18 protein-coding genes and 1 pseudogene are annotated in these 19809 nt (G+C 62.2%); 8 read left to right on the top strand and 11 right to left on the bottom strand.

Annotated elements, in window-relative coordinates:
* Positions 1 to 127 precede the first annotated feature (127 nt).
* Together EOA23_RS17880 and EOA23_RS17875 are read right to left on the bottom strand one after the other, a co-directional pair.
* Entirely contained in the window at positions 128 to 784 is a 657-nt protein-coding gene (locus EOA23_RS17880) for a hypothetical protein (protein ID WP_127305107.1), read from the bottom strand.
* Positions 785 to 1658: 874 nt separating this feature from the next.
* Positions 1659 to 2273: a TetR/AcrR family transcriptional regulator gene (locus tag EOA23_RS17875; RefSeq protein ID WP_127305106.1), complete on the bottom strand. Its 615-nt coding sequence runs from the start codon at positions 2271 to 2273 to the stop codon at positions 1659 to 1661.
* A 93-nt stretch (positions 2274 to 2366) separates the two neighbouring features.
* Here EOA23_RS17875 and EOA23_RS17870 point away from each other — a divergent pair, with 93 nt between their 5' ends.
* From EOA23_RS17870 to EOA23_RS17835, 7 genes are all read left to right on the top strand, one after another.
* Entirely contained in the window at positions 2367 to 3443 is a 1077-nt protein-coding gene (locus tag EOA23_RS17870) for a spermidine/putrescine ABC transporter substrate-binding protein (RefSeq protein WP_127305105.1), read from the top strand.
* Positions 3444 to 3451: 8 nt separating this feature from the next.
* Positions 3452 to 4297, top strand: coding sequence for an ABC transporter permease (locus EOA23_RS17865; protein WP_127305104.1), 846 nt, complete (start codon positions 3452 to 3454; stop codon positions 4295 to 4297).
* A 2-nt stretch (positions 4298 to 4299) separates the two neighbouring features.
* Entirely contained in the window at positions 4300 to 5082 is a 783-nt protein-coding gene (locus tag EOA23_RS17860; protein WP_127305103.1) for an ABC transporter permease, read from the top strand.
* Positions 5079 to 6143 (top strand): ABC transporter ATP-binding protein, encoded by a 1065-nt coding sequence (locus EOA23_RS17855; RefSeq protein WP_127305102.1) that lies wholly within the window; start codon positions 5079 to 5081, stop codon positions 6141 to 6143. The genes EOA23_RS17860 and EOA23_RS17855 overlap by 4 nt, the downstream gene beginning before the upstream one ends.
* Positions 6144 to 6146: 3 nt before the next feature.
* Positions 6147 to 6905 (top strand): MBL fold metallo-hydrolase, encoded by a 759-nt coding sequence (locus tag EOA23_RS17850; protein WP_127305101.1) that lies wholly within the window; start codon positions 6147 to 6149, stop codon positions 6903 to 6905.
* Positions 6906 to 7335: 430 nt separating this feature from the next.
* On the top strand, positions 7336 to 8109 hold the full coding sequence (locus tag EOA23_RS17840; RefSeq protein WP_127305099.1) for an NAD kinase: 774 nt from the start codon (positions 7336 to 7338) through the stop codon (positions 8107 to 8109).
* Between the two features lie 190 nt (positions 8110 to 8299).
* Entirely contained in the window at positions 8300 to 9832 is a 1533-nt protein-coding gene (locus EOA23_RS17835) for a DEAD/DEAH box helicase (protein ID WP_189341633.1), read from the top strand.
* A 79-nt stretch (positions 9833 to 9911) separates the two neighbouring features.
* On the opposite strand, the gene EOA23_RS17830 is transcribed toward EOA23_RS17835, so the two are convergent.
* The 9 genes from EOA23_RS17830 to EOA23_RS35715 form a co-directional block, all read right to left on the bottom strand.
* Positions 9912 to 10520, bottom strand: a complete 609-nt coding sequence (locus EOA23_RS17830) for a hypothetical protein (RefSeq protein WP_126061062.1) — start codon at positions 10518 to 10520, stop codon at positions 9912 to 9914.
* Between the two features lie 248 nt (positions 10521 to 10768).
* Positions 10769 to 11419 (bottom strand): OmpA family protein, encoded by a 651-nt coding sequence (locus tag EOA23_RS17825; protein WP_126061063.1) that lies wholly within the window; start codon positions 11417 to 11419, stop codon positions 10769 to 10771.
* Between the two features lie 136 nt (positions 11420 to 11555).
* Positions 11556 to 11924 carry a GFA family protein gene (locus EOA23_RS17820; RefSeq protein ID WP_127305097.1) on the bottom strand — a complete coding sequence of 123 codons (369 nt, stop codon included), beginning with the start codon at positions 11922 to 11924 and terminating at the stop codon, positions 11556 to 11558.
* Between the two features lie 148 nt (positions 11925 to 12072).
* On the bottom strand, positions 12073 to 12450 hold the full coding sequence (locus tag EOA23_RS17815; protein WP_126064673.1) for a hypothetical protein: 378 nt from the start codon (positions 12448 to 12450) through the stop codon (positions 12073 to 12075).
* A gap of 297 nt (positions 12451 to 12747) precedes the next feature.
* Positions 12748 to 13152, bottom strand: a complete 405-nt coding sequence (locus tag EOA23_RS17810) for a GFA family protein (RefSeq protein WP_127305096.1) — start codon at positions 13150 to 13152, stop codon at positions 12748 to 12750.
* A gap of 31 nt (positions 13153 to 13183) precedes the next feature.
* Positions 13184 to 14315, bottom strand: a protein-coding gene (gene prfB, locus EOA23_RS17805) for a peptide chain release factor 2 (RefSeq protein ID WP_127305095.1) whose coding sequence is annotated in 2 segments (ribosomal slippage) — positions 13184 to 14248 and positions 14250 to 14315 — 1131 coding nt in all. Because the reading frame shifts where the segments join, the coding sequence is not laid out codon by codon here.
* A gap of 127 nt (positions 14316 to 14442) precedes the next feature.
* On the bottom strand, positions 14443 to 16899 hold the full coding sequence (locus EOA23_RS17800) for a penicillin-binding protein 1A (RefSeq protein ID WP_127305094.1): 2457 nt from the start codon (positions 16897 to 16899) through the stop codon (positions 14443 to 14445).
* A 221-nt stretch (positions 16900 to 17120) separates the two neighbouring features.
* Complete coding sequence (locus EOA23_RS17795) at positions 17121 to 18377, bottom strand: N-acetylmuramoyl-L-alanine amidase (protein ID WP_127305093.1); 1257 nt, start codon at positions 18375 to 18377, stop codon at positions 17121 to 17123.
* A 417-nt stretch (positions 18378 to 18794) separates the two neighbouring features.
* Positions 18795 to 18932, bottom strand: a complete 138-nt coding sequence (locus EOA23_RS35715; protein ID WP_189341632.1) for a hypothetical protein — start codon at positions 18930 to 18932, stop codon at positions 18795 to 18797.
* A gap of 92 nt (positions 18933 to 19024) precedes the next feature.
* Between EOA23_RS35715 and EOA23_RS17790 the strand changes: the two are divergent.
* A pseudogene (locus tag EOA23_RS17790) lies at positions 19025 to 19809 on the top strand (S1 RNA-binding domain-containing protein); the annotation flags it as partial.

Below are 19809 nucleotides of genomic sequence, written 5' to 3'. Positions count from 1 at the left end.
ACATAGGACGGTACATTTCGGTACAGAGATCGTAGAGGAAACCCTTGCTGCGCAAGGCTTCCAGAACCCTCCCGATCCCTGCCGGGGGCACCACCCTTCGCTAATATGGCAAGGCTCTCACCGTCTATCACCGCGCCTGTATCTGGTTAAGGTTCAATTGCAGGAGGAGAGCCTTGACCCGATCGCTCGTCACTTCTCCCTTGAATACCTCCTTCACCTTGCCCGGTGCAAAACCAAAGGTAATCTTGTCGGTATTTACCGAGGACAGCGTTCCTAGATTACCTGGTCCCTTGAAGTGCTGAAGCGTCCAAGTTGGGCCGACGGCATTGAGGTTCTTGGTGACAACAAAGGATACAAATCCGCCGAATTGGCCCGAGGTACCCGATAGGCCCTGCGTTGGATTGCGATCAGGAGACGTAAACGCGAGTTCAGCCGACTCCTTTATCCCCAGTTGCCCTGCCAAGTTTGTCACCAGTGGCGACGGACACTTGCCGTAAACGTCCGGTTCATTCTTCCCCTCCGCTTTCGCATCCCTTACCGCTTGATCCCAATCTGCCGCAAGCTGGTTCATCGAGTAATACAAATTGAGCGTAAAATTCTGCTCACGCGACTTGGCGAGCTTTGCACCAAGGTTGTAGGCAAGGGTAGGAGTTTGAGGGAAGTTGAAGGACGGAGCCAGCTCGCCTGAATTGTTGACATCAAGATAGAGCTGTACGCCCACTTCATAATTGTTTCCCAGAAGTTCTTCGCGTGTATATGCCCCAGGTTTTACAAGATCCGTCAATTCGCACCTCACCCGGCTGACAATAACAGCAACAGTTGGAGCGCCCTGATAATTTGGAATATCAAATCTAGGTACACCGCACCCAGCAAGCCAAAAGGCAGTACAGCTGACCAATGTGGTCGTATGCCAGGAATGACAAAGCATCTCTGGCCCCCTATTTCTCACAGGGATTTTCTAGCATTTTAGCATAGAAGTTTGCATCCTTCTCTTTCAGCCTCAAGTCCGCAGTGTGGCACTCTTCCGGGGTCATGTTCTTACAGACCGGCTTAGTTCGTGGCCCGCGATAAGATATGCACCCATTCAACACTACCTTTAAGCGCTCAAGTACGACAACATTATCGTCTTCGTCCCTCACGTCTCCTTTGGCGCGTTTCTGATCCCTCTCTTTGATAATCTTATTCATTAAAGCTTCAGTTTGCCTTCTACTTAGCGCTGTCGGCATAATTCCCCCTTTGCAGTTGCACCGATAATCGATGTCCGCATTCGCGAATCAAAGGCTCTATGATTGGATATTTGTTTTCTTTTATTTGTTTCGCAACATCTTTGGAGTTTGCGTCACAGTTATATTTTTCGATTGGAAGGCCAACCTGCCGACCAACCTTTCATGACTTGGATAGCGAGACTGGAGGTCCATTCAATCGGCAAGTTCAGCCGACGGCGGCTCGATTTTTCCAAAAATGAAGCATCGAATGGATCAAAGCGGAGCACTAAAGCGCCTGCAGGAAAGGCATCTCGACTTCTTGAGGTCGAGGATTCTGTGGAAGATAGGCGGACGGCAAACCAAGGGACGACGATTGTCCCTGAAAGATGCTTACATAGATGGAATTCAGAGAAACTAACGCAAATTCGCACAACAATCGTAATTGCTGCGCCCTCACACGCCAATCGCCGCCACCAGCACCCGGTTCTGCCTCCGTATCGCCGCCCTCAGTTCCGGTATCCTCGCCTCGTCGCGCTTCACGAACTCGATGAACATCATGTTCATGTTGTTGAAGATCAGCTCCCCCACCGCCGGGCCGTCGATGTCCGGGCGCACAAGGCCGAGTTCCTGCAGGCGGGCGATCAGCGCGCTGATCTGCCTTGTCAGCTCGCGGTCGAGCGCGGTGTAGGTCTGGCCGAAGGGGCTGTCGGGCAGTTGCGTCGAGATCGCCATCGCCTGGCGCCACATTTCCTTGCTGAGATAGTTCAGCGAGTGCTCGATATAGATGCCGATCAGCGTGTCGAGCGCGTCGCCGACATTGGCCGGCGGGCTGGCGACCACGCCTCGCCCGGCATTCAGCACCTCGTTGACTTCCATCGACACGATGGCGCCGAGGATGTCGCCCTTGTTCTGGTAGTAATTGTAGATGGTGCCGATCGAGACCTCGGCCTGCGCCGCGATCGTCTCGATCTTGGCGCCTTCATAGCCGGCCTCGCGAAACAGCGCGGTGGCCGCATCGATGATGCGGCGGTGCCGGTCCGCCTTCTGCCGTTCGCGTAATCCGCTCATATCGGCCTCTCTGCCACAAAATCATAATTGACTCAATTTTAGAATTGGTTCAACTTTTCTTCCAACAAGCCAGCAAGGCAGGGAGAACACTCGATGACCGCTCGGAATCCGCTTTCCACCCTGAAGTCCCATCTCACAGGTGCTTGCGCGGCCGCGGCGCTGCTGATCGCCACGGGCGGCGCCAAGGCCGCCGATCTCAACGCGCTGATCTGGTGCGATCATTCCGATCCGGCGCTGCTCGAACCATTCGAGAAGGCCAACGACGTCAAGGTCAACGTCAAGGAATTCGAGGGCACTGGCGCCGGGCTGGCTATCGTCGATCAGTCGCAGCCCGGCGACTGGGACGTGATGGTGATCGATTCCATCGACGTGCCGCGCGGCGTCGAAAAGGGCCTGTTCGAGCCGCTGCCCGAGGACAAATTGCCCTTCGTCGACCTCTTCCCGGAGGTGAAGATGGACAAGTCGACCATCGTCGACGGCAAGCGCTACGGCATCACCGAAAAATTCGGCTACAACACGATCGGCTTCAACAAGACCAAGGTCGACCCGGCCGACATGCAGTCGCTGGCCTCGCTCACCAGCGACAAATACCAGGGCAAGCTCGCGATCTACGATTACTACCTGCCGGTGATCGGCATGGCTGCTTTGGCGATCGGCAAGAAGACCGCCGATCTCACCGAGGCCGACCTTCCGGCGCTGAAGGCCGAGCTCCTCAAGATGAAGGCCAATGCCAAGCTGGTCGGCGAGGTCACCGCCAGCCAGACCGCATTGGCCACCGGCGAGGTGGACGTTCTTGTCGGCGGCGGCGAATGGGTCACGGCCGGCCTTGCCAAGGAAAATCCGGCGCTCGACTTCTCGATCCCGAAGGAAGGCGCGGTGCTGTGGTCGCAGTCGCTCGCCATGTTCAAGGATTCCAAGAACAAGGACATGGCGCTGAAATTCATCCAGTACATCATGAGCCCGGAGGGCCAGGCTCGGCTCGCCACCTCGTCCTGCTACTGGGGCATGCCTGCGAACACCAAGGCGGCGCTGACCGACGAGCAGAAGAAGATCCTGCGCTTTGACGAGCAGCCCGGGTTCCTCGCCCGCGCCCAGGCCTATCCGGCGCCGAACGCCGACCTCGACAAGAAGATGCAGGACATGTGGACCGAAATGCTGCAGGCGCAGTAAATCGGCCGATGAGCGTTTCTGGAAGCAACTCGCGTGCCCTGCCCTGGGTGCTGGTCACGCCGGCGCTGGCGTGGACGTGTGCGTTCTTCGTGCTGCCCTTCATCGCCATGGGGTTTTCCAGCCTCACCGCGCATGAAGGCGGCGGCTTCACCTTGGCCAATTACAGCCAGTTCTTCACTGATCCGTCCTATTGGCGGGCGATGGTGAACTCGCTGCAGGTCACCGCCGTCGTCACCGTAATCTCCATCCTGCTCGCCTATCCCTTCGCCTGGATCCTCGCGGAAATGGTCCCGGAGCGCTGGCAGCGGCTGGCGCTTATGCTGGCCGTGCTGCCGTTCTGGACGTCCTATGTCGTGCGCTCCTACTCCTGGCTGCTGGTGCTGGCGCAGAACGGCGTCATCAACCGGGTGTTGACCGGCATCGGCCTCATCGCCGAGCCGCTGCAACTCGCCAACACGCGTTTCGCCACCGTCATCGGCTTCGTGCATTTCTTCGTCATGCTGTTGACGCTGACGATCTTCGCCAATCTGAAGCAGCTCAGCCCGAGCTACCGCAAGGCTGCCGCCGATCTCGGCGCCGGGCCGGTGCGGACTTTCCTGCATGTCGTGCTGCCGCTCACCTTGCCCGGCATCATGGTCGGCGCCTTCCTCACCTTCGTGCTCTGCATCGGCGACTACATCACGCCGCAGATTCTTGGCGGCAACAACGAGCTGGTCATGCCGCAGCTGGTCATGATGCAGATCGGCCGGCGCGGAGACTTTCCGCTGGCCTCCGCGCTGTCGATCATCCTGATGGCTGTCGTCACCATCGCCTATCTCGCCTGCGCGCGCTGGCTGAAGATCGAGCGGGCCTGAGGATGCGCACCGCCGTCCGCCTCGCCGCCTGGCTCTATGCCATAGCCGTCTACGGCTTCATCTTCCTGCCGGTGGTGGTGCTGGTGCTGTTCTCGCTGCAGGCCACCTCCTTCCCTATACCGCCTTTCACCGGCCCGTCGCTGCGCTGGTACCAGGCGGTGCTTTCAGACGCGAGGCTCACCTCAGCGCTGGTCAATTCGCTGCTGGTGGCGGTGCTGTCCTCGCTCGCATCGGTCACGCTCGGATTTCTGTCAGCCTGGGGTTTCGCGCGCTTCGCCCTGCCGGGCTCGGCCTTGCTGCGCGGGCTGATCACGCTACCGCTCACCGTCAGCTACCTCATCATCGGCATGGGCCTGCTGGTGCTGTTCAACTGGGCCGGTGTGCCGAAATCGCTGCTTGCGGCCGGCATCGGCCATGTGGTGATCAACCTGCCGCTCTGCTTCGCCATCATCTACAGCCAGATGGGCGACCACCAGATCAACATCGAGCGCGCCGCGCGCGACCTCGGCGCCGCCGAATGGAAGGTGCTGCTCCTGATCACCGTACCGGTGATGGCGCCGGCGATCTTCGCCGGCTTCTTCCTGTCGATGACGTTCTCCTGGGACGAGTTCGTCATCTCCTTCCTGCTCACCCGCTTCGAGACGACGCTGCCCGTGGAGATCTGGAACCTGCTGCGCTCCGGCCTCAACCCCAAGACCAATGCCGTCGGCTCACTGGTCTTTGCCGTCTCCATCGTGCTGGTGGTGTTTTTCGAACTGACGCTGCTGCGGAGAAAGCCAGCATGAGCGCGCCCCTGGTCGACATCCGCAACGTCTCGCACCGCTTCGGCCAGTTGCCGGTGCTGAAGAATGTCTCGCTGGCGATCGAGCCCGGCAGCTACACGATCCTGCTTGGGCCGTCGGGTTCCGGCAAGACGACGCTGCTGTCGATCCTTGGCGGCTTCGTCACGCCCAGCGAAGGCAAGGTGTTCATCCGCGGCGCGGACTGCACCGCCGTGCCGCCGGCCAAGCGCCCGACGACCACCGTGTTCCAGGATTATGCGCTGTTTCCGCATATGAGCGTCGGCGGCAATGTCGGTTTCGGCTTGCGCATGCAGGGTGTCGACGGCGCGACCCGGGCGGCGAAGGCGCGCGATGCGCTTGCCCTCGTCGGGCTGGCGGCCGCCTTCGACAAGAAGCCGCATCAGCTCTCGGGCGGCCAGCGCCAGCGCGTGGCGCTGGCCCGTGCGCTGGTCATCGAACCGGCGGTGCTTTTGCTCGACGAGCCGCTCGGCGCGCTGGATCTCAAGCTGCGGCGGCAGATGCAGGACGAGCTGAAAGCGATCCAGAAGAGCGTCGGCACCGCCTTCGTCCATGTCACGCACGACCAGGAAGAAGCGATGGCGCTGGCCGATCATTGCGTGGTGATGAATGACGGCCGCATCGAGGATGAAGGCCCGCCCGAGCGCGTCTATGCGCGGCCGAAAACCCGCTTCTCCGCCACCTTCATGGGCGAAAGCACCATTCTTGCCGGCACCGTGATCGAAGCGGAGAACGGGATCGTCACCGTCTCGACGGCGGTCGGGCCGGTCTCGTTGCCCGGCGCATCGACTGCCGGCGCCACGGTCGTGCTCGCCATCCGGCCGGAGCATCTGGTTCTCGGCGAAGCGAAAGGCGATGTCGCACTCGGCGCCGGCAAGGTCGGCGATGTCGTCTTCCAGGGCAGTTTCAAGCGCGTGCTTGCCACGTCGACGCTGGATCCGGCACTGCAGTTCATCGCCAAGGCTTCCGCTTCCGCCACCGTTCAGGCAGGCGACACGATAGCGATTTCGTGCAACGCTCAAGACATCATCCTGCTGGCGGACTGATCCATGAGCACGCTTCCGGTCATCGAGGCTCCGGACTGGTACGAAACCATCCGCATGGGCGACGACATCACGCTTATCCATGAACCATGGATCAAGCCGTTCTTCCGCTGCAACATCTGGCATGTGCGGGGGCGCGACCGCGACCTGTTGTTCGACACCGGCCTTGGCCATTTCAGCCTGAGAAGCCATGTGCCGCTTGTCAGCGAGCGCAAGCTCACCTGCGTCGCCAGCCACACGCATTTCGACCATATCGGCTGCCACCACGAGTTCCCGGACCGCTGCGTGCATTCGACCGAGGCGGCAATCCTTGCCGATCCGCGCAACGAATGGACGGTCGCCGACCGCTACGCCAATGAGGAGATGTTCGACGGCACACCGGAAGGCTGGGATACGGCGCGCTATCGCATCCCGCCCGCACCGGCCGGCCGGCTGCTCGAACATGGCGACATCGTCGATCTCGGCGACCGCGCCTTCGAGGTCATCCACACGCCCGGACATTCGCCGGGCGGCATCGCGCTTTACGAGAAGAAGACCGGCATCCTCTTGTCCGGCGACATCGTCTATGACGGGCCGCTGATCGACGACGTCTACCACTCAAATACCGAGGACTATGTCGGGACGCTGCTCGCCATGCGCAACCTGGACGTGTCGGTCGTGCATGGCGGCCATTTCCCAAGCTTCGGCAAGGTGCGCTACCGGCAACTCATCGACGACTATGTCGCCGGCAAGCGCAAGGCGGGCTGCCACCTGCAGGGCGGTTGAGCGAGCGGAAAAGTGAAAGCCTACAGCGCCCGTTGCGGGCAAGGCGTTCCCGTGGCGTCACCGCAACGGGAAACTGTCGGCTGCGGCCGCTGGCTCGTCTCTTCCGAATGACGCACGAGTTCGGCGAACATAAGCGCGAAACTTCCCATCATCAGGAAGACTATGATCAGACGCGTTACCGGCAATAGACAGGTCTCTCGACTGGCCAGCCCCCGCCAACCCATCCACTGTCGGCTAACATGATCGATCCGGCTTTACGAGTGTTTAAGCCTCCTCTTAACCATTGCGGCCATCACATTCATGTCGCGCCGGTCACGAAGCGCGACTGCGGGTGTGACCCGCCAGCCGGCACGCCGCCCTTCACAGATATGGGCGGCGCATGCTACGCCGTCGCCGGCGCGGCCCCGCAGACGGTCGCCCTCCGGGAGCCATGAGCAAAGCCGCCAGCCGTTTCGCCTTCGTCTCTTCCGACACCGACGACGCCCTCGCCGCGCGGGAAAGCCTGTCGGCGCGCTATGGGCACGTGCCTGTCGCTGAGGCCGAGATCATCATCGCGCTCGGCGGCGACGGTTTTTTACTGCAGACGCTGCGCGAGACGATGAGCACGGGCAAGAAGGTCTACGGCATGAACCGTGGCACCATCGGTTTCCTGATGAATGAATATCGCGCCGGCGGTCTCGAGGAGCGCATCGCCAACGCCGTTGCCGAGACGATCCGGCCGCTGGAAATGGTCGCCGTGACGCATGACGGCGAATCCGTATCGGCGCCGGCCATCAACGAAGTGGCGCTGTGGCGCCAGTCCTACCAGACCGCGAAGATCCGCATCACTGTCGACGGCCAGGTGCGGTTGGAGGAGTTGAACTGCGACGGCGTCATGATCGCCACCCCCGCCGGCTCGACGGCCTACAATCTGTCGGCGCACGGGCCGATCCTGCCGCTCGATGCGCCGCTCCTGGCATTGACGCCGGTCAGTCCTTTCCGGCCGCGCCGCTGGCGCGGGGCGCTGCTGTCCAACAAGGCGACGGTGCGTTTCGACATATTGGAAGCCGAAAAGCGCCCGGTGAATGCCGCCGCGGACCACACCGAAGTCAAGGCCGTGGCTTCCGTCACCGTGCGGGAATCGCCGACGGCTACGGCGACTTTGCTGTTCGATCCGAACCATTCCTGGAACGAACGCATCCTTGCCGAGCAGTTCCGCTACTGAGCCGGCGCAACGATTACTGTTCGATTAAGCATCGCGATTAAGGTTACGTCTTCACAATCACCGGGATTTCCGGCTGTTTGTGTTGACAAATCGCGGACTTGCGCCTAACTGCAACCGCGATCTTGCAGGCGCGCGGCGCCTGCCGCAACACGCGTTGCGATTTCCCGAACCAGCCAAAGACAACAAACACTTGTCCTCAGACACCCAGACCGTTCAAGAAGCGTTGACATTTTCAGACCTTGGCCTTTCGCCCAAGGTCCTCTCCGCAGTCTCAGATGCCGGCTACACCAAGCCGACTCCGATCCAGGCCGGCGCCATCCCGCATGCGCTGCTCGGCAAGGATGTGTTGGGCATCGCCCAGACCGGCACCGGCAAAACAGCTTCCTTCGTGCTTCCGATGCTGACGCGATTGGAAAAGGGTCGCGCCCGCGCGCGCATGCCACGCACGCTGATCCTCGAGCCGACCCGTGAGCTCGCCGCGCAGGTCGAGGAAAACTTCATCAAATACGGCAAGAACCACAAGCTCAACATCGCGCTTCTGATCGGCGGCGTCTCCTTCGACGAGCAGGACAAGAAGCTCGAGCGCGGCGCCGATGTGCTGATCGCGACACCTGGCCGCCTGCTCGACCATCGCGAGCGCGGCAAGCTTCTGCTCAACGGCGTCGAGATCCTCGTCATCGACGAGGCCGACCGCATGCTCGACATGGGCTTCATTCCCGACATCGAGCGCATTTGCGAGATGATCCCGTTCACGCGCCAGACGCTGTTCTTCTCGGCGACGATGCCGCCGGAGATCACCAAGCTGACCGAGAAGTTCCTGCACGCGCCGGTGCGCGTCGAGGTCTCCAAGGCCGCCTCCACCGCGACCAGCATCACGCAGCGGCTGGTGAAGTCCGGCAACAAGCCTTGGGAGAAGCGCGAGACGCTGCGCAATCTGATCAAGGCCGAAGACGCCGACCTGAAGAACGCCATCATCTTCTGCAACCGCAAGGTCGAAGTGTCGGAGCTGTTCCGGTCGCTGTTGAAGCATGATTTCGATGCCGGCGCGCTGCATGGCGATATGGACCAGCGGGCGCGCATGCAGATGCTCAACAATTTCCGCGACGGCAAGCTGCGCTATCTTGTTGCCTCGGACGTCGCCGCGCGCGGCCTCGACATTCCCGATGTCAGCCATGTCTTCAACTACGACGTGCCGATCCATGCCGAGGACTATGTCCACCGCATCGGCCGCACCGGCCGCGCCGGGCGCGCCGGCAAGTCCTTCACTATCGCCACCCGCTCCGACACCAAATATGTCGACGCGATCGAGAGGCTGATCGGCACCAAGATCGAATGGCATGACGGCGACTTATCGACCGTGACCGAAAGCGAAGGCGAGGAGCAGCCGCGCCGCGGCCGCGGCGCGCCGCGTCGCGCCGGCCGCAATGACGACGACCGCAAGGATCGCGGCGAGCGCCGGAAGGACCGCCACGCCAAGCGCGACGAGACGCCCGAGACCGTGCGCGAAGAGCAGCCCGTCGCCGAAGTGGCCGATATCGCAGAACGCCGCGCCCGCAAGGATGCGATCCGTTCCGAAAACGAGCGCAAGGGCAACCGTCACGAGCAACGCGGCGATGCCCGCCCGCAACGCGACCGCCCCGGGCGCCATCGCGAGGAAGACGACGCGACTATCGGTTTCGGCGACGACGTGCCGGCCTTCATGCGGATTGTCGCCAAGGTCTAAAGCTTCCCGCCAATAAGGCAGAAATCAAAACGGTCCCAAAACGGGGCCGTTTCTTTTCAAGCTGCTTGCTCGCCCTGCCCTACATCGGGCCAGGCATCATCTTGGTCGGCTTCTCCAGCATCGGGAACTCGGCCTTGGTGCATTTCACCTTCGGGTTGGTCGGGGTGAACATGCCGTTCGGATTGTCCCTGAACAGCCAGGCATGCAGGTCGTAGTGGACGAACTCCCGCGGGATGAGCGGGTAGTGCCCTTCCATCGGTCCCATGAACTTCTGGCCGAACAGCGTCGGAACCGCCTTCACGTCCGGCGTCAATGGAACCAGCCATTCCACGGCGACCAACTTCAAACCCTTCTTCGTGGGCTCGTAGATCAGGACGTTGGGCTTCATCGGGTCGAGCGGCTTGCCGATGCTCGGGACATTGACGAAATGGATGCCCATGGCGCCCTTAGGATAGTACATGGCGCCGTCAATCTTCTCGCCGCCATAGTAGACGCAGCCTTCGGTCGACAGATAGAGGTCGCGGATGGCGGCGGTGTAATCTTCATATTTGGCCAGCGATTTCTTCAGGGCTTCGATATCGGCCTTGTTGGCATCCTCTGCCCGGGCCGTGGCGGCTCCGAGCCATGCGCCCAAAAGGCCAGTCAAAACGAGGACGCCGCAGCGCCCGAGGCGAGTTGTTCTTGTCATGCATTCCTCCCAGATTCCCTTGATCTGGCCGTGCAAGACCGGGGCGGCAGATGCGATTGCGCGGCCGGTTTGACCGCCCCATCCCCTCTGGAACAGCAGAATGGTAGTCCTTTCCCTGGATTTGAAAAGTATCAATTAGAACAAGCTAATGTCCTACGACCTTTGACCACCTTGGACACGCCAACAAAAAACGGCCCCTTACGGGACCGTTTTGCTTCGATGGCGCTGCGCAGTTGGGCGCGGCTCTTTCAGGTGAGCGGCGACAGCTGGATTTCGACGCGCCGGTTCTGCTCGCGGCCGGCGGCCGTCGCATTGGACGCGATCGGGCGCGTCTTGCCGAAGCCGGTGACGGCGAAGCGGCGCTGGTCGACGCCCTGGCCGGCCAGGTAATTGGCGACGGCGAGCGCCCGGCGCTGCGACAGGTCGAAATTATGCTCGTCGCTGCCGGTCGAATCGGTGTGGCCGAACACGTCCACCGTGGTCTGGCGGAACTTCTTCAGCACCAGCGCGACGGAATTCAGCACCGGATAAAAGCCCGGCTTCACCGCGTCCTGGTCGACGTTGAAGGTGATGTCGGACGGCATGTTGAGGATGATCTGGTCGCCGCTGCGGGTGACGCTGACGCCGGTGCCCTGCAACTGACGGCGAAGCTCGGCCTCGTTCTGGTCCATGGTCGCGCCGATCGCGCCGCCGGCCAGCGCGCCGATGCCGGCGCCGATCAACGCATTGCGGCGGTCATTACCGCCGGCGAGCAGACCAAGGCTGGCGCCTGCCAGCGCACCAAGGCCGGCGCCGGCCGCCGTGTTGGAAATCTTCTGGTCGCCGGTATACGGATCGGTGGTGGTGCAGGCGCTCACCAGCACAGCCGTCGCCACGACGACGAGCACGGTCTTCTTCATGAGATTGGTCCCTCTCCAGTTCGCGGCCCTTGCGGCCACGCCAAATCAGCCCTTCCGCAGCCTTGTAGCATGAAATGCGGCGAAAAACGGAACGGGAATGCAGCCGCAAAACCCTCGGGCCGTTCCCGCTTCGCCTCTACCACAAATTCTTGCCGTCGATGACCACCACCTCGACCTTATCCAGGTCGAAATCGTCGAACAGGCGCGAATTGACGCTAATCTTCGGGTTGTCGAAATCCGGCTTTCCGGTCGACCAGTCAGGGGTCTCGGTGAAGGTGCCGCAACCGCATATGGCGCAGAAACCATGCTTCACGGTCTTCGAGCCCCAGCGATAGAAGGAGACGTTCTCAGGCGGGCTCGTGAGCTTGAATTGCGACGGGACATAGTAGGCCCACAGCGACCCGCGCTTCGAGCAGAACGAGCATGTGCATTGCGTCACCGTGTGCGGCGCCTCGGCAACCTCGAAGGTTGTCGCCTTGCAGTGGCAGCTGCCTTTGATGGTCATGAACTCACCTCTCCATTGTCCGCCGCGCCCGCTGCGGCAAGGCAACATAAAGGAGCCGTCCTGACAACTGTCTGTCGGCAGGGATGGCGATGTTCTGCCGCTAGGGGTCGGGCCTGCGCTTGGCCATCTTCCGCAGCACCTTGGCCGCCTAGTAAGAAGGCGGCGGGACGAACAGGCAGATGGTCTTGCCGGCGTCGAGCCCGGCCTGATGCGCGCACCAGTGGTATTCGCCGTCGGGCGAATTCTTGATCCGCTTGTCGCTGTAGGCCACCACCTCGCCCGTGCCTTTTATGACATAGCCTTCGGGCCGCTCGCTGATCGATGACTGCGGCACTTCCTTGCAATCGAAGTTGGCACAGCAGGCAAAGGGATATTTCCAGCCTTGCGGCACGGCCGCCGTCGGCTGGGCGTCGTGCGCGATGGCCGGCGGCGTCAGCACCGAGACAGCTCCAACAGCGAAGAGGGAGAACAACAGTCGGCCAGCCGGTCGAGCGGCTTGGGCCGATCTTGATGTGGCAGCAGACATCGAAACGTTCCTTTCGAGCATCAAGCGTTTCAGCTTGCCCGTTCCCGGAACGTGTCTTCCCAGTGGCCGGATCGTCGGTCGCAGTTTATGCCGCGTCCGGCCATAAATGCTTCTATCCCACAGCTCGAATGCTGAGCTGATTCCATAGCCAGCGCAAGAAGTGGGCGCGCCATGGCGACGCGCCGGTTTCAAGCTTCGGCGACGGAAAGGATGCGCAGACCTGGCTGGCAAGAACCAGACAACGGCCTGCGCCCAGGGTGCCTAAGAACGAAGTTCCTCCAAAGGAAGTTCCGGCCTTCAGCCGTCGGCGTGTTCACGATATTGCGGCAGATCGTCTGTAATCGTGAACCACGGCGCCTTTGAACCGACGAAGATATGTGCGCTCGGGCGAATGCCTGGATCGTCCATCAGCGTCCCCATAGCGACATGGACATAGGCGCCTTCGCGGACCAATGAATAGACGAGCGAGCCGCAGCGGCCGCAATGCGCGTCATGGCCGCTCTCGTCGCCGAAAATCAGCAGCCTGTCGTCGCCCGCGGTGAGACGGAACTTGCCGCGCTCGATGCCGGCGAAGGGCTTGAACGCCGCCCCCGTCGTGCGCCGGCAGTTGGAGCAGTGACAGTTCGCGGCATAGACGAATTCGTCCGCCACTTCATAGTGAACGGCGCCGCAGAAGCATCTTCCGGTAAGTTTGCGCGTCACCGGCTTCCTCCGTCGTCCAGCGCCGGCAATCCTAGTCGAGGTCCGCCACCGCTTCGCCCGCACCGCCCTCGATGCGATGCGAGAGCGAGGCTTCCATGAACTCGTCGAGGTCGCCGTCCAGCACGCTCGACGGCGAGGTGCTTTCGACGCCCGTGCGCAGATCCTTCACGAGCTGATAGGGCTGCAGCACGTAAGAGCGGATCTGGTGGCCCCAGCCGATGTCGCTCTTCGACGCCTCCGTGGCGTTGGCGACCGCCTCGCGCTTCTTCAGCTCTTCCTCGTAGAGGCGCGAGCGCAGCATTTCCCAGGCCTTGGCGCGGTTCTTGTGCTGCGAGCGCTCGGCCTGGCAGGCAACCGCTATGCCGGTCGCGAGATGGGTGATGCGGACCGCCGAGTCTGTGGTGTTGACGTGCTGGCCGCCCGAGCCCGAGGAACGATAGGTGTCGATGCGCACGTCGGATTCGGAAACATTGATCTCGATCGAGTCGTCGATAACCGGATAAACCCAGACGCTGGCGAAGGAGGTGTGGCGCCGCGCATTGCTGTCATACGGCGAGATGCGCACCAGGCGGTGGACGCCGGATTCCGTCTTCAGCCAGCCATAGGCGTTGTGGCCCTTGATCAGCACGGTCGCCGACTTGATGCCCGCTTCCTCGCCGTCATGGACTTCCAGCACCTCGACCTTGAAGCGGCGGCGCTCGGCCCAGCGCGTGTACATGCGCAGAAGCATCGAGGCCCAGTCCTGGCTTTCGGTGCCGCCTGCGCCGGCATGGATTTCGAGATAGGTGTCGTTGGCGTCGGCTTCGCCGGAGAGCAGCGTCTCGACCTGGCGGGCCTTCGCCTCACCCTGCATCGAGCGCAGCGCAGCTTCCGCTTCCGCGATGATGCCGTCGTCGCCCTCTTCCTCGCCGAGCTCGATCAGGCCGATATTGTCTTCCAGCGCCTGGGTCAGCCCCTTGACGGCGGCGATACCGTCGTCCAGCTCCTGGCGCTCCCGCATCAGCTTCTGCGCTTCGATCGGATCATTCCAGAGGCTGGAATCCTCGGCGCGCGAATTCAGGTACTCAAGCCGCTTTACAGCCTGATCCCAGTCAAAGATGCCTCCTCAGCAGGGTTATAGCCTGCCTGATCTCGTCGACAATGTTGAGCGTTTCCGCGCGCATGGCTCTTCGTTCGGTCCTGTTCTTTTCGGTCTTTTCGGAATAGGCGCGATACATAGGCACGGCATCGCCGCCTGTAAAGCGAAATGGGCCAGCGGTCCCGCCAGCCCATTCAAGCGGTATCAAGACGTCAGTAGAGACCGCCGCCGCCGTCCTGGATGGCCTGGTTGGCTTGTGGCGACAGCGCGCCGCCCGAACCGTTGGAGCCATCCGCGCCCATGCCGATCACCCAGTAGCTGTCGGCCGGACCGGTGCCGGGCTTGAACGCCTCGACGATGGTGTTGGGATCGCCTTCGGCGGCGCGCATGCCGGTCTTGCGGTTGATGGCGATGAGCTTCATGCCGTCCGGAACCTGGAAGTCGGTGTTCGGCTTGCCGTCCAGCGCCACGCGCATGAAATCCTTGAAGATCGGCGCGGCGAGACCGCCGCCCGTGGCGCCCTTGCCGAGGCCGCGCGGCGTGTCGTAGCCCATGTAGAGACCGACGACGAGGTTCGGCGTGAAGCCGATGAACCAGGCGTCCTTTTCGTCATTGGTGGTGCCGGTCTTGCCGGCGATGTGGCGGCCGAGCTCGCCGATGGTGGCGCCGGTGCCGCGCTGGACCACGCCTTCCATCATCGAGGTGATCTGGTAGGCCGTCATCGGGTCGAGCACCTGCTCGGAATTGTCGACCAGCTCCGGCTCGGGCTGGTTCTTCCATTCGGCGGCGTTGCAGCCCTCGCAGCCGCGCTCATCCTGCTTGAACACCGTCTTGCCGTAGCGGTCCTGGATGCGGTCGATCAGCGAGGGTTTGATCGATTTGCCGCCGTTGGCCATGATCGAATAGGCCGAGACCATGCGCATGACGGTCGTCTCGCCGGAGCCCAGGGCCATTGGCAGATAGGGCGCCAGATGATCGTAGACGCCGAAGCGCTCGGCATATTCAACGACCAGCTTCATGCCCATGTCGTTGGCGAGCCGCACCGTCATCAGGTTGCGCGACTTCTCGATGCCGGAGCGCAAGGTTGCCGGGCCAGCGACCGTGCCGTCATAGTTCTTCGGCGTCCAGGTGGTGTTGCCGCTCTGGATGGTGATCGGGCCATCCATGATCACCGAGGCCGGCGTGTAACCATTGTCGAGCGCGGCCGAATAGACGATCGGCTTGAACGAGGAGCCGGGCTGGCGCATCGCCTGGGTGGCACGGTTGAACTCGGACTGCGCGTAGGAGAATCCGCCGACCATGGCGAGCACGCGGCCGGTGTGCGGATCCATGGCGACGAGACCGCCCTCGACCTCGGGCACCTGGCGCAGCATATAGGTGTTGTCGGAGCCGTCATTCTTCTGCACGAAGACGACATCGCCGGGCTCCAGAACCTCCGCCGGAGACTTCGCCCTCACGGACTTGCCGTTGACGAAGTGGCGCATGGCAAAGCCCATGTCGTCCTTGCTGACGGTCCCCTGGACGCGGTCCTTGACGAGTTCGCCAGAGACCTGCCGCGTCGGCTGGATGCCGATGGTCAGGCCGTCCGCCGAACTGTCGAGCACGACGGCAAGCGTCCATGCCGGCACATCCTCGAGGCCTTTCACATTGCCGAGCGGCACGCCCCAGTCGCCGGAAATGTCGATATGCGTGACCGGACCGCGGTAGCCGCGCAGCATGTCGTATTTGAGCAGGCCGTTCTGCAGCGACTTGCGGGCGATAAGCTGGATGTTCGGGTCGAGCGTGGTGCGCACCGACAAGCCGCCCTCATAGAGCGCGTTCTCGCCGTAGCGGGCGATGATCTGGCGGCGGACTTCCTCGGTGAAATACTCGCCGGCAAACAGATAGGAGCCGTTGCGGCGCGGCGTCACGCCAAGCGGCTCGGCCTTGGCCTTGGCGCCCTCCTCGCTGGTGACATAGCCATTCTCGACCATCTGGTCGATGACCCAGTTGCGGCGCTCGATCGCGCGGTCAGCATGCTTGAAGGGGTGATAATTGTTCGGGCCCTTGGGCAGCGAGGCGAGATAGGCGGCTTCCGCGACCGTCAGCTCGTTGACCGACTTGTCGAAATAGGTGAGCGCGGCACCCGCGACGCCATAAGCACCGAAGCCGAAGAAGATTTCGTTGAGATAGAGTTCGAGGATGCGGTCCTTGGAATAGGCCTGCTCAATGCGGAAGGCCAGTATCATCTCCTTGATCTTGCGCTCGTAGGTCTGGTCCGAGGTGAGCAGGAAGTTCTTCGCCACCTGCTGCGTGATGGTCGAAGCGCCGACCTGGCGCCGGCCCGAGCCGAGGTTCTGCAGGTTGACGATGATGGCGCGGCCAAGGCCGGTGACGTCAATGCCGGGGTGGTTGTAGAAGTTCTTGTCCTCGGCCGACATGAAGGCGGCCTTGACGCGGTCCGGGATGGCCTGGATCGGCAGATAGAGGCGCCGCTCGCGCGCATATTCCGCCATCAGCGAGCCGTCGGAGGCATGAATGCGCGTCGTCACCGGCGGTTCGTATTTGGCCAGAACCTCATAGTCGGGCAGGTCCTTCGCGACATGGCTGATATAGATGGCAAGGCCGGCCGCCACCAGCAACGCCAGCGTCGTGCCGATGCCAAAGAAATAGCCGATGAGACGAATCATGCCCGCTCCAGTCCGAGGTTCGGGAATTTCCTAAACGAAGCCGGCAGTCGCGCAAGCTTCCCGGGGCGGTCCCAATCCGCAATCAAAAGACCCATGTCGCGACCATGTGGACAAAATACGGCAGCGCGAGATTTGAGGACTCGGTCGTCGAATAATAACGCCGGGTGTTGTCGTCATGCAACGCCGCTTATGGTTGCAGACCTCGGGGGTGCGTGGGCGGATCAACCGCCCGTCGCCGTTCCGGCCTTGGCAGCGGCAAACAGGGCGACCGCGCTGGTTATGCTTTGCGCGGCCTTGCCGCGCCAGTCGGCGCTGAGCAATTGTGCCTCGTCCTTGCTGTTGGAGAGGTAGCCAAGCTCGACCAGAACGGACGGCACGTCCGGAGCCTTGAGCACCTTGAAGCCGGCCGAGCGTTGCGGATTGTTGATCAGGCCGACACTGGTCGACAATTGGCCGACCAGCGTATGGGCGAAGCTCATCGAGAAGCCGTGCGTTTCCCGGCGGATCAGGTCGATGAGGATGTCGGTGACTTCCTTGTTGTCGTCCTCGATCTTCATCCCCGCGAACTGGTCGGACAGGTTCTCGCGATCGGCGAGCGCCTGGGCTTCCGGGTCGGAGGCCTTGTCCGAGAGCGTGTAGACCGTGGCGCCGCGCAGACCTTTGACGGCGATCGTATCGGCATGGATCGAGATCAGGAGATCGGCCTCGTGCTGGCGCGCGATGCGAACACGCTCGTCAAGCGCCAGATAGACGTCGTCATCGCGCGTCATGAAGACATCGTATTTGCCGACCGCCGCCAGCTTGTCGCGCAATTCCTTGGCAAAAGCGAGCGTGACGTCCTTCTCGACCGTGCCGGCTGAGCTTTCGGCGCCGCCATCGACGCCGCCATGGCCAGGATCGATCACCACCGTGAACCGATGACCGGGCGCCGAGACCGGCCCGGTGCCGACCCGCTCGCCTTTCTCGGTGGAGACCGTCGAACCGGTGGTCAGCGATTGGTTGGCCAGCGCCTCGTCGAACTCCCGTTCGGAGGCGGCCGATATGTCGATGGCGATGCGATAGCCGGTGCCGTCGTCATTCTTGAGCACGTCAAGCTTATCGACGGCGAAAGGACCCTTGCCGGTGAGGATCAGTCGCGAACCATGTCCCTGATCGCCGTAACGGACGGCCCGCACAAGGCCACGCGGCTTCACATCCTTGGCCTCCAGGGCGAATCGCGTTCGCGGCAAGTCGACGACCAGGCGATTGGGGCCGCGCAACAAGAACCATTTGACGTCCGGCTCGCGATCGAAATTAACGACGATGCGCATCTTGGTGGCGTCGCCGGCCATCTTGTAGCCGGTCGCGCCAAGCAGGCCGTCGGCGCGCGCGGCGGCTGCGAAACAAAGCAGCAGCGCCAGCATCAAGGCGGCCCAGGCCAGGCGCGTGACATGCGCCGCGGCCCCGCCCCTCTTGTCCGCGCTGCCCGCCAGTCCCATCTGTTATCCGTTGCTCCCGGTTTGACGCATTGCGCCCGGTCTTCTCGCAGAGTGCCCGTAAGGCCGCCAATTCGATTAACGATTGGTATTCAGAGAAGGTTAACCAAGCCTTTCATGATGTGAGACGAAGGGCACCTTCCCCAACGGAAGCGCTTTTTGCCGGCATCCGAAATCGGGGTTGCCTTCCATCCCGCCAAATCATAAAAGCGACGTTGGATCACTGCAATCCTGGAACCGCTCGCCTCAGCAGTTTCCTGCCAAAGGTCGGATGCAAAGGCGGCTCCTTTATCCTTCCAGGCTCAGGTGGTCGCGACGATTTTCGCAGGCGTGCTCCCGTGGCGGGGGAATCGCTTGCGTGTGGAAAACGGCCGGGTTTGCCCCGCGCCGGCTCTTCGTGAGCAAACAAGCTGGTCCGGCTCAGCCCGGGCTTTGGTTCAAAAGGTTCTGCTGGGTGCCGATGGCTTCAAGCGCAATCATGGAAAGGTCCGCATCAAACCGCGCCATATTGGCTGCGGGCGGCACCGCCATCGCGCTCAAGCGGCGGCTAGCGGACATTCAATTATCCGGCATGCACACAGATACAGGCGCACAGCGGCGGGCATTGCCACGCCAGCTGCGGCCGTCGGCTGCCGGCAGGAAACAAGATAATGCCCAACAAGATGCTGATAGACGCCTCCCACCCGGAGGAAACACGCGTTGTCGTCGTTCGCGGTAACCGCATCGAAGAATTCGACTTTGAATCCCAGGACAAGAAGCAGCTCAAAGGAAACATCTACCTCGCCCGCGTAACCCGCGTCGAACCTTCCCTCCAGGCAGCCTTTGTCGAGTATGGCGGCAACCGTCACGGTTTCCTCGCCTTCAGTGAAATCCATCCCGACTACTATCAGATTCCGGTCGCCGACCGTCAGGCTCTGCTGCGCGCCGAAGCGCAGGAGGCCGAGGACGAAGACGACGAGGAAGCGGAGAACGGCGAAGAGCAGCAGGCGCGCGATCGCGGCGGCCGGCGCAACCGCAGGCGCGGCGGCAAGAACCGTGACCGCGGCGAGCACAGACACGCTTCCTCGGAAAACGAGGAAAGCCCGGCTGAGCCCGCAGCCCTCGAAGAGCCCACGGCAGAGGCTGCCGGGAGCGAGGAAGCCGGCGGCGTGACTGCCGATGCCTCGCCAGAAGACGCATCGGATGCATCGGATGCATCCATCGTCGCCGAAGCCGTCGAAGTCGAAACCGACCAGGAAACGGCTGAAGAGCCCGCCGCCGAGACCGGCGGCGGCGACGCAGCGGACAACGAGGGCGACAAGCGGTCCGAAGGTGGCCCCACCTCGATTGCCGCGAGCGTCGAAGCCGATGTGATTTCCGAGGCGGTCCCGCAGGCGGATCAGCCCGAGCAGACCGGCGACGCCGCCAGCGACAATGATCGCGGCATGCTGGAGGA

This window comes from Mesorhizobium sp. M2A.F.Ca.ET.042.01.1.1 (assembly GCF_003997405.1).
In the GTDB taxonomy this organism is placed as follows: domain Bacteria; phylum Pseudomonadota; class Alphaproteobacteria; order Rhizobiales; family Rhizobiaceae; genus Mesorhizobium.
Note: the sequence above shows the minus strand (reverse complement) of the source record. Positions and strands in the feature narration are given on the sequence as shown.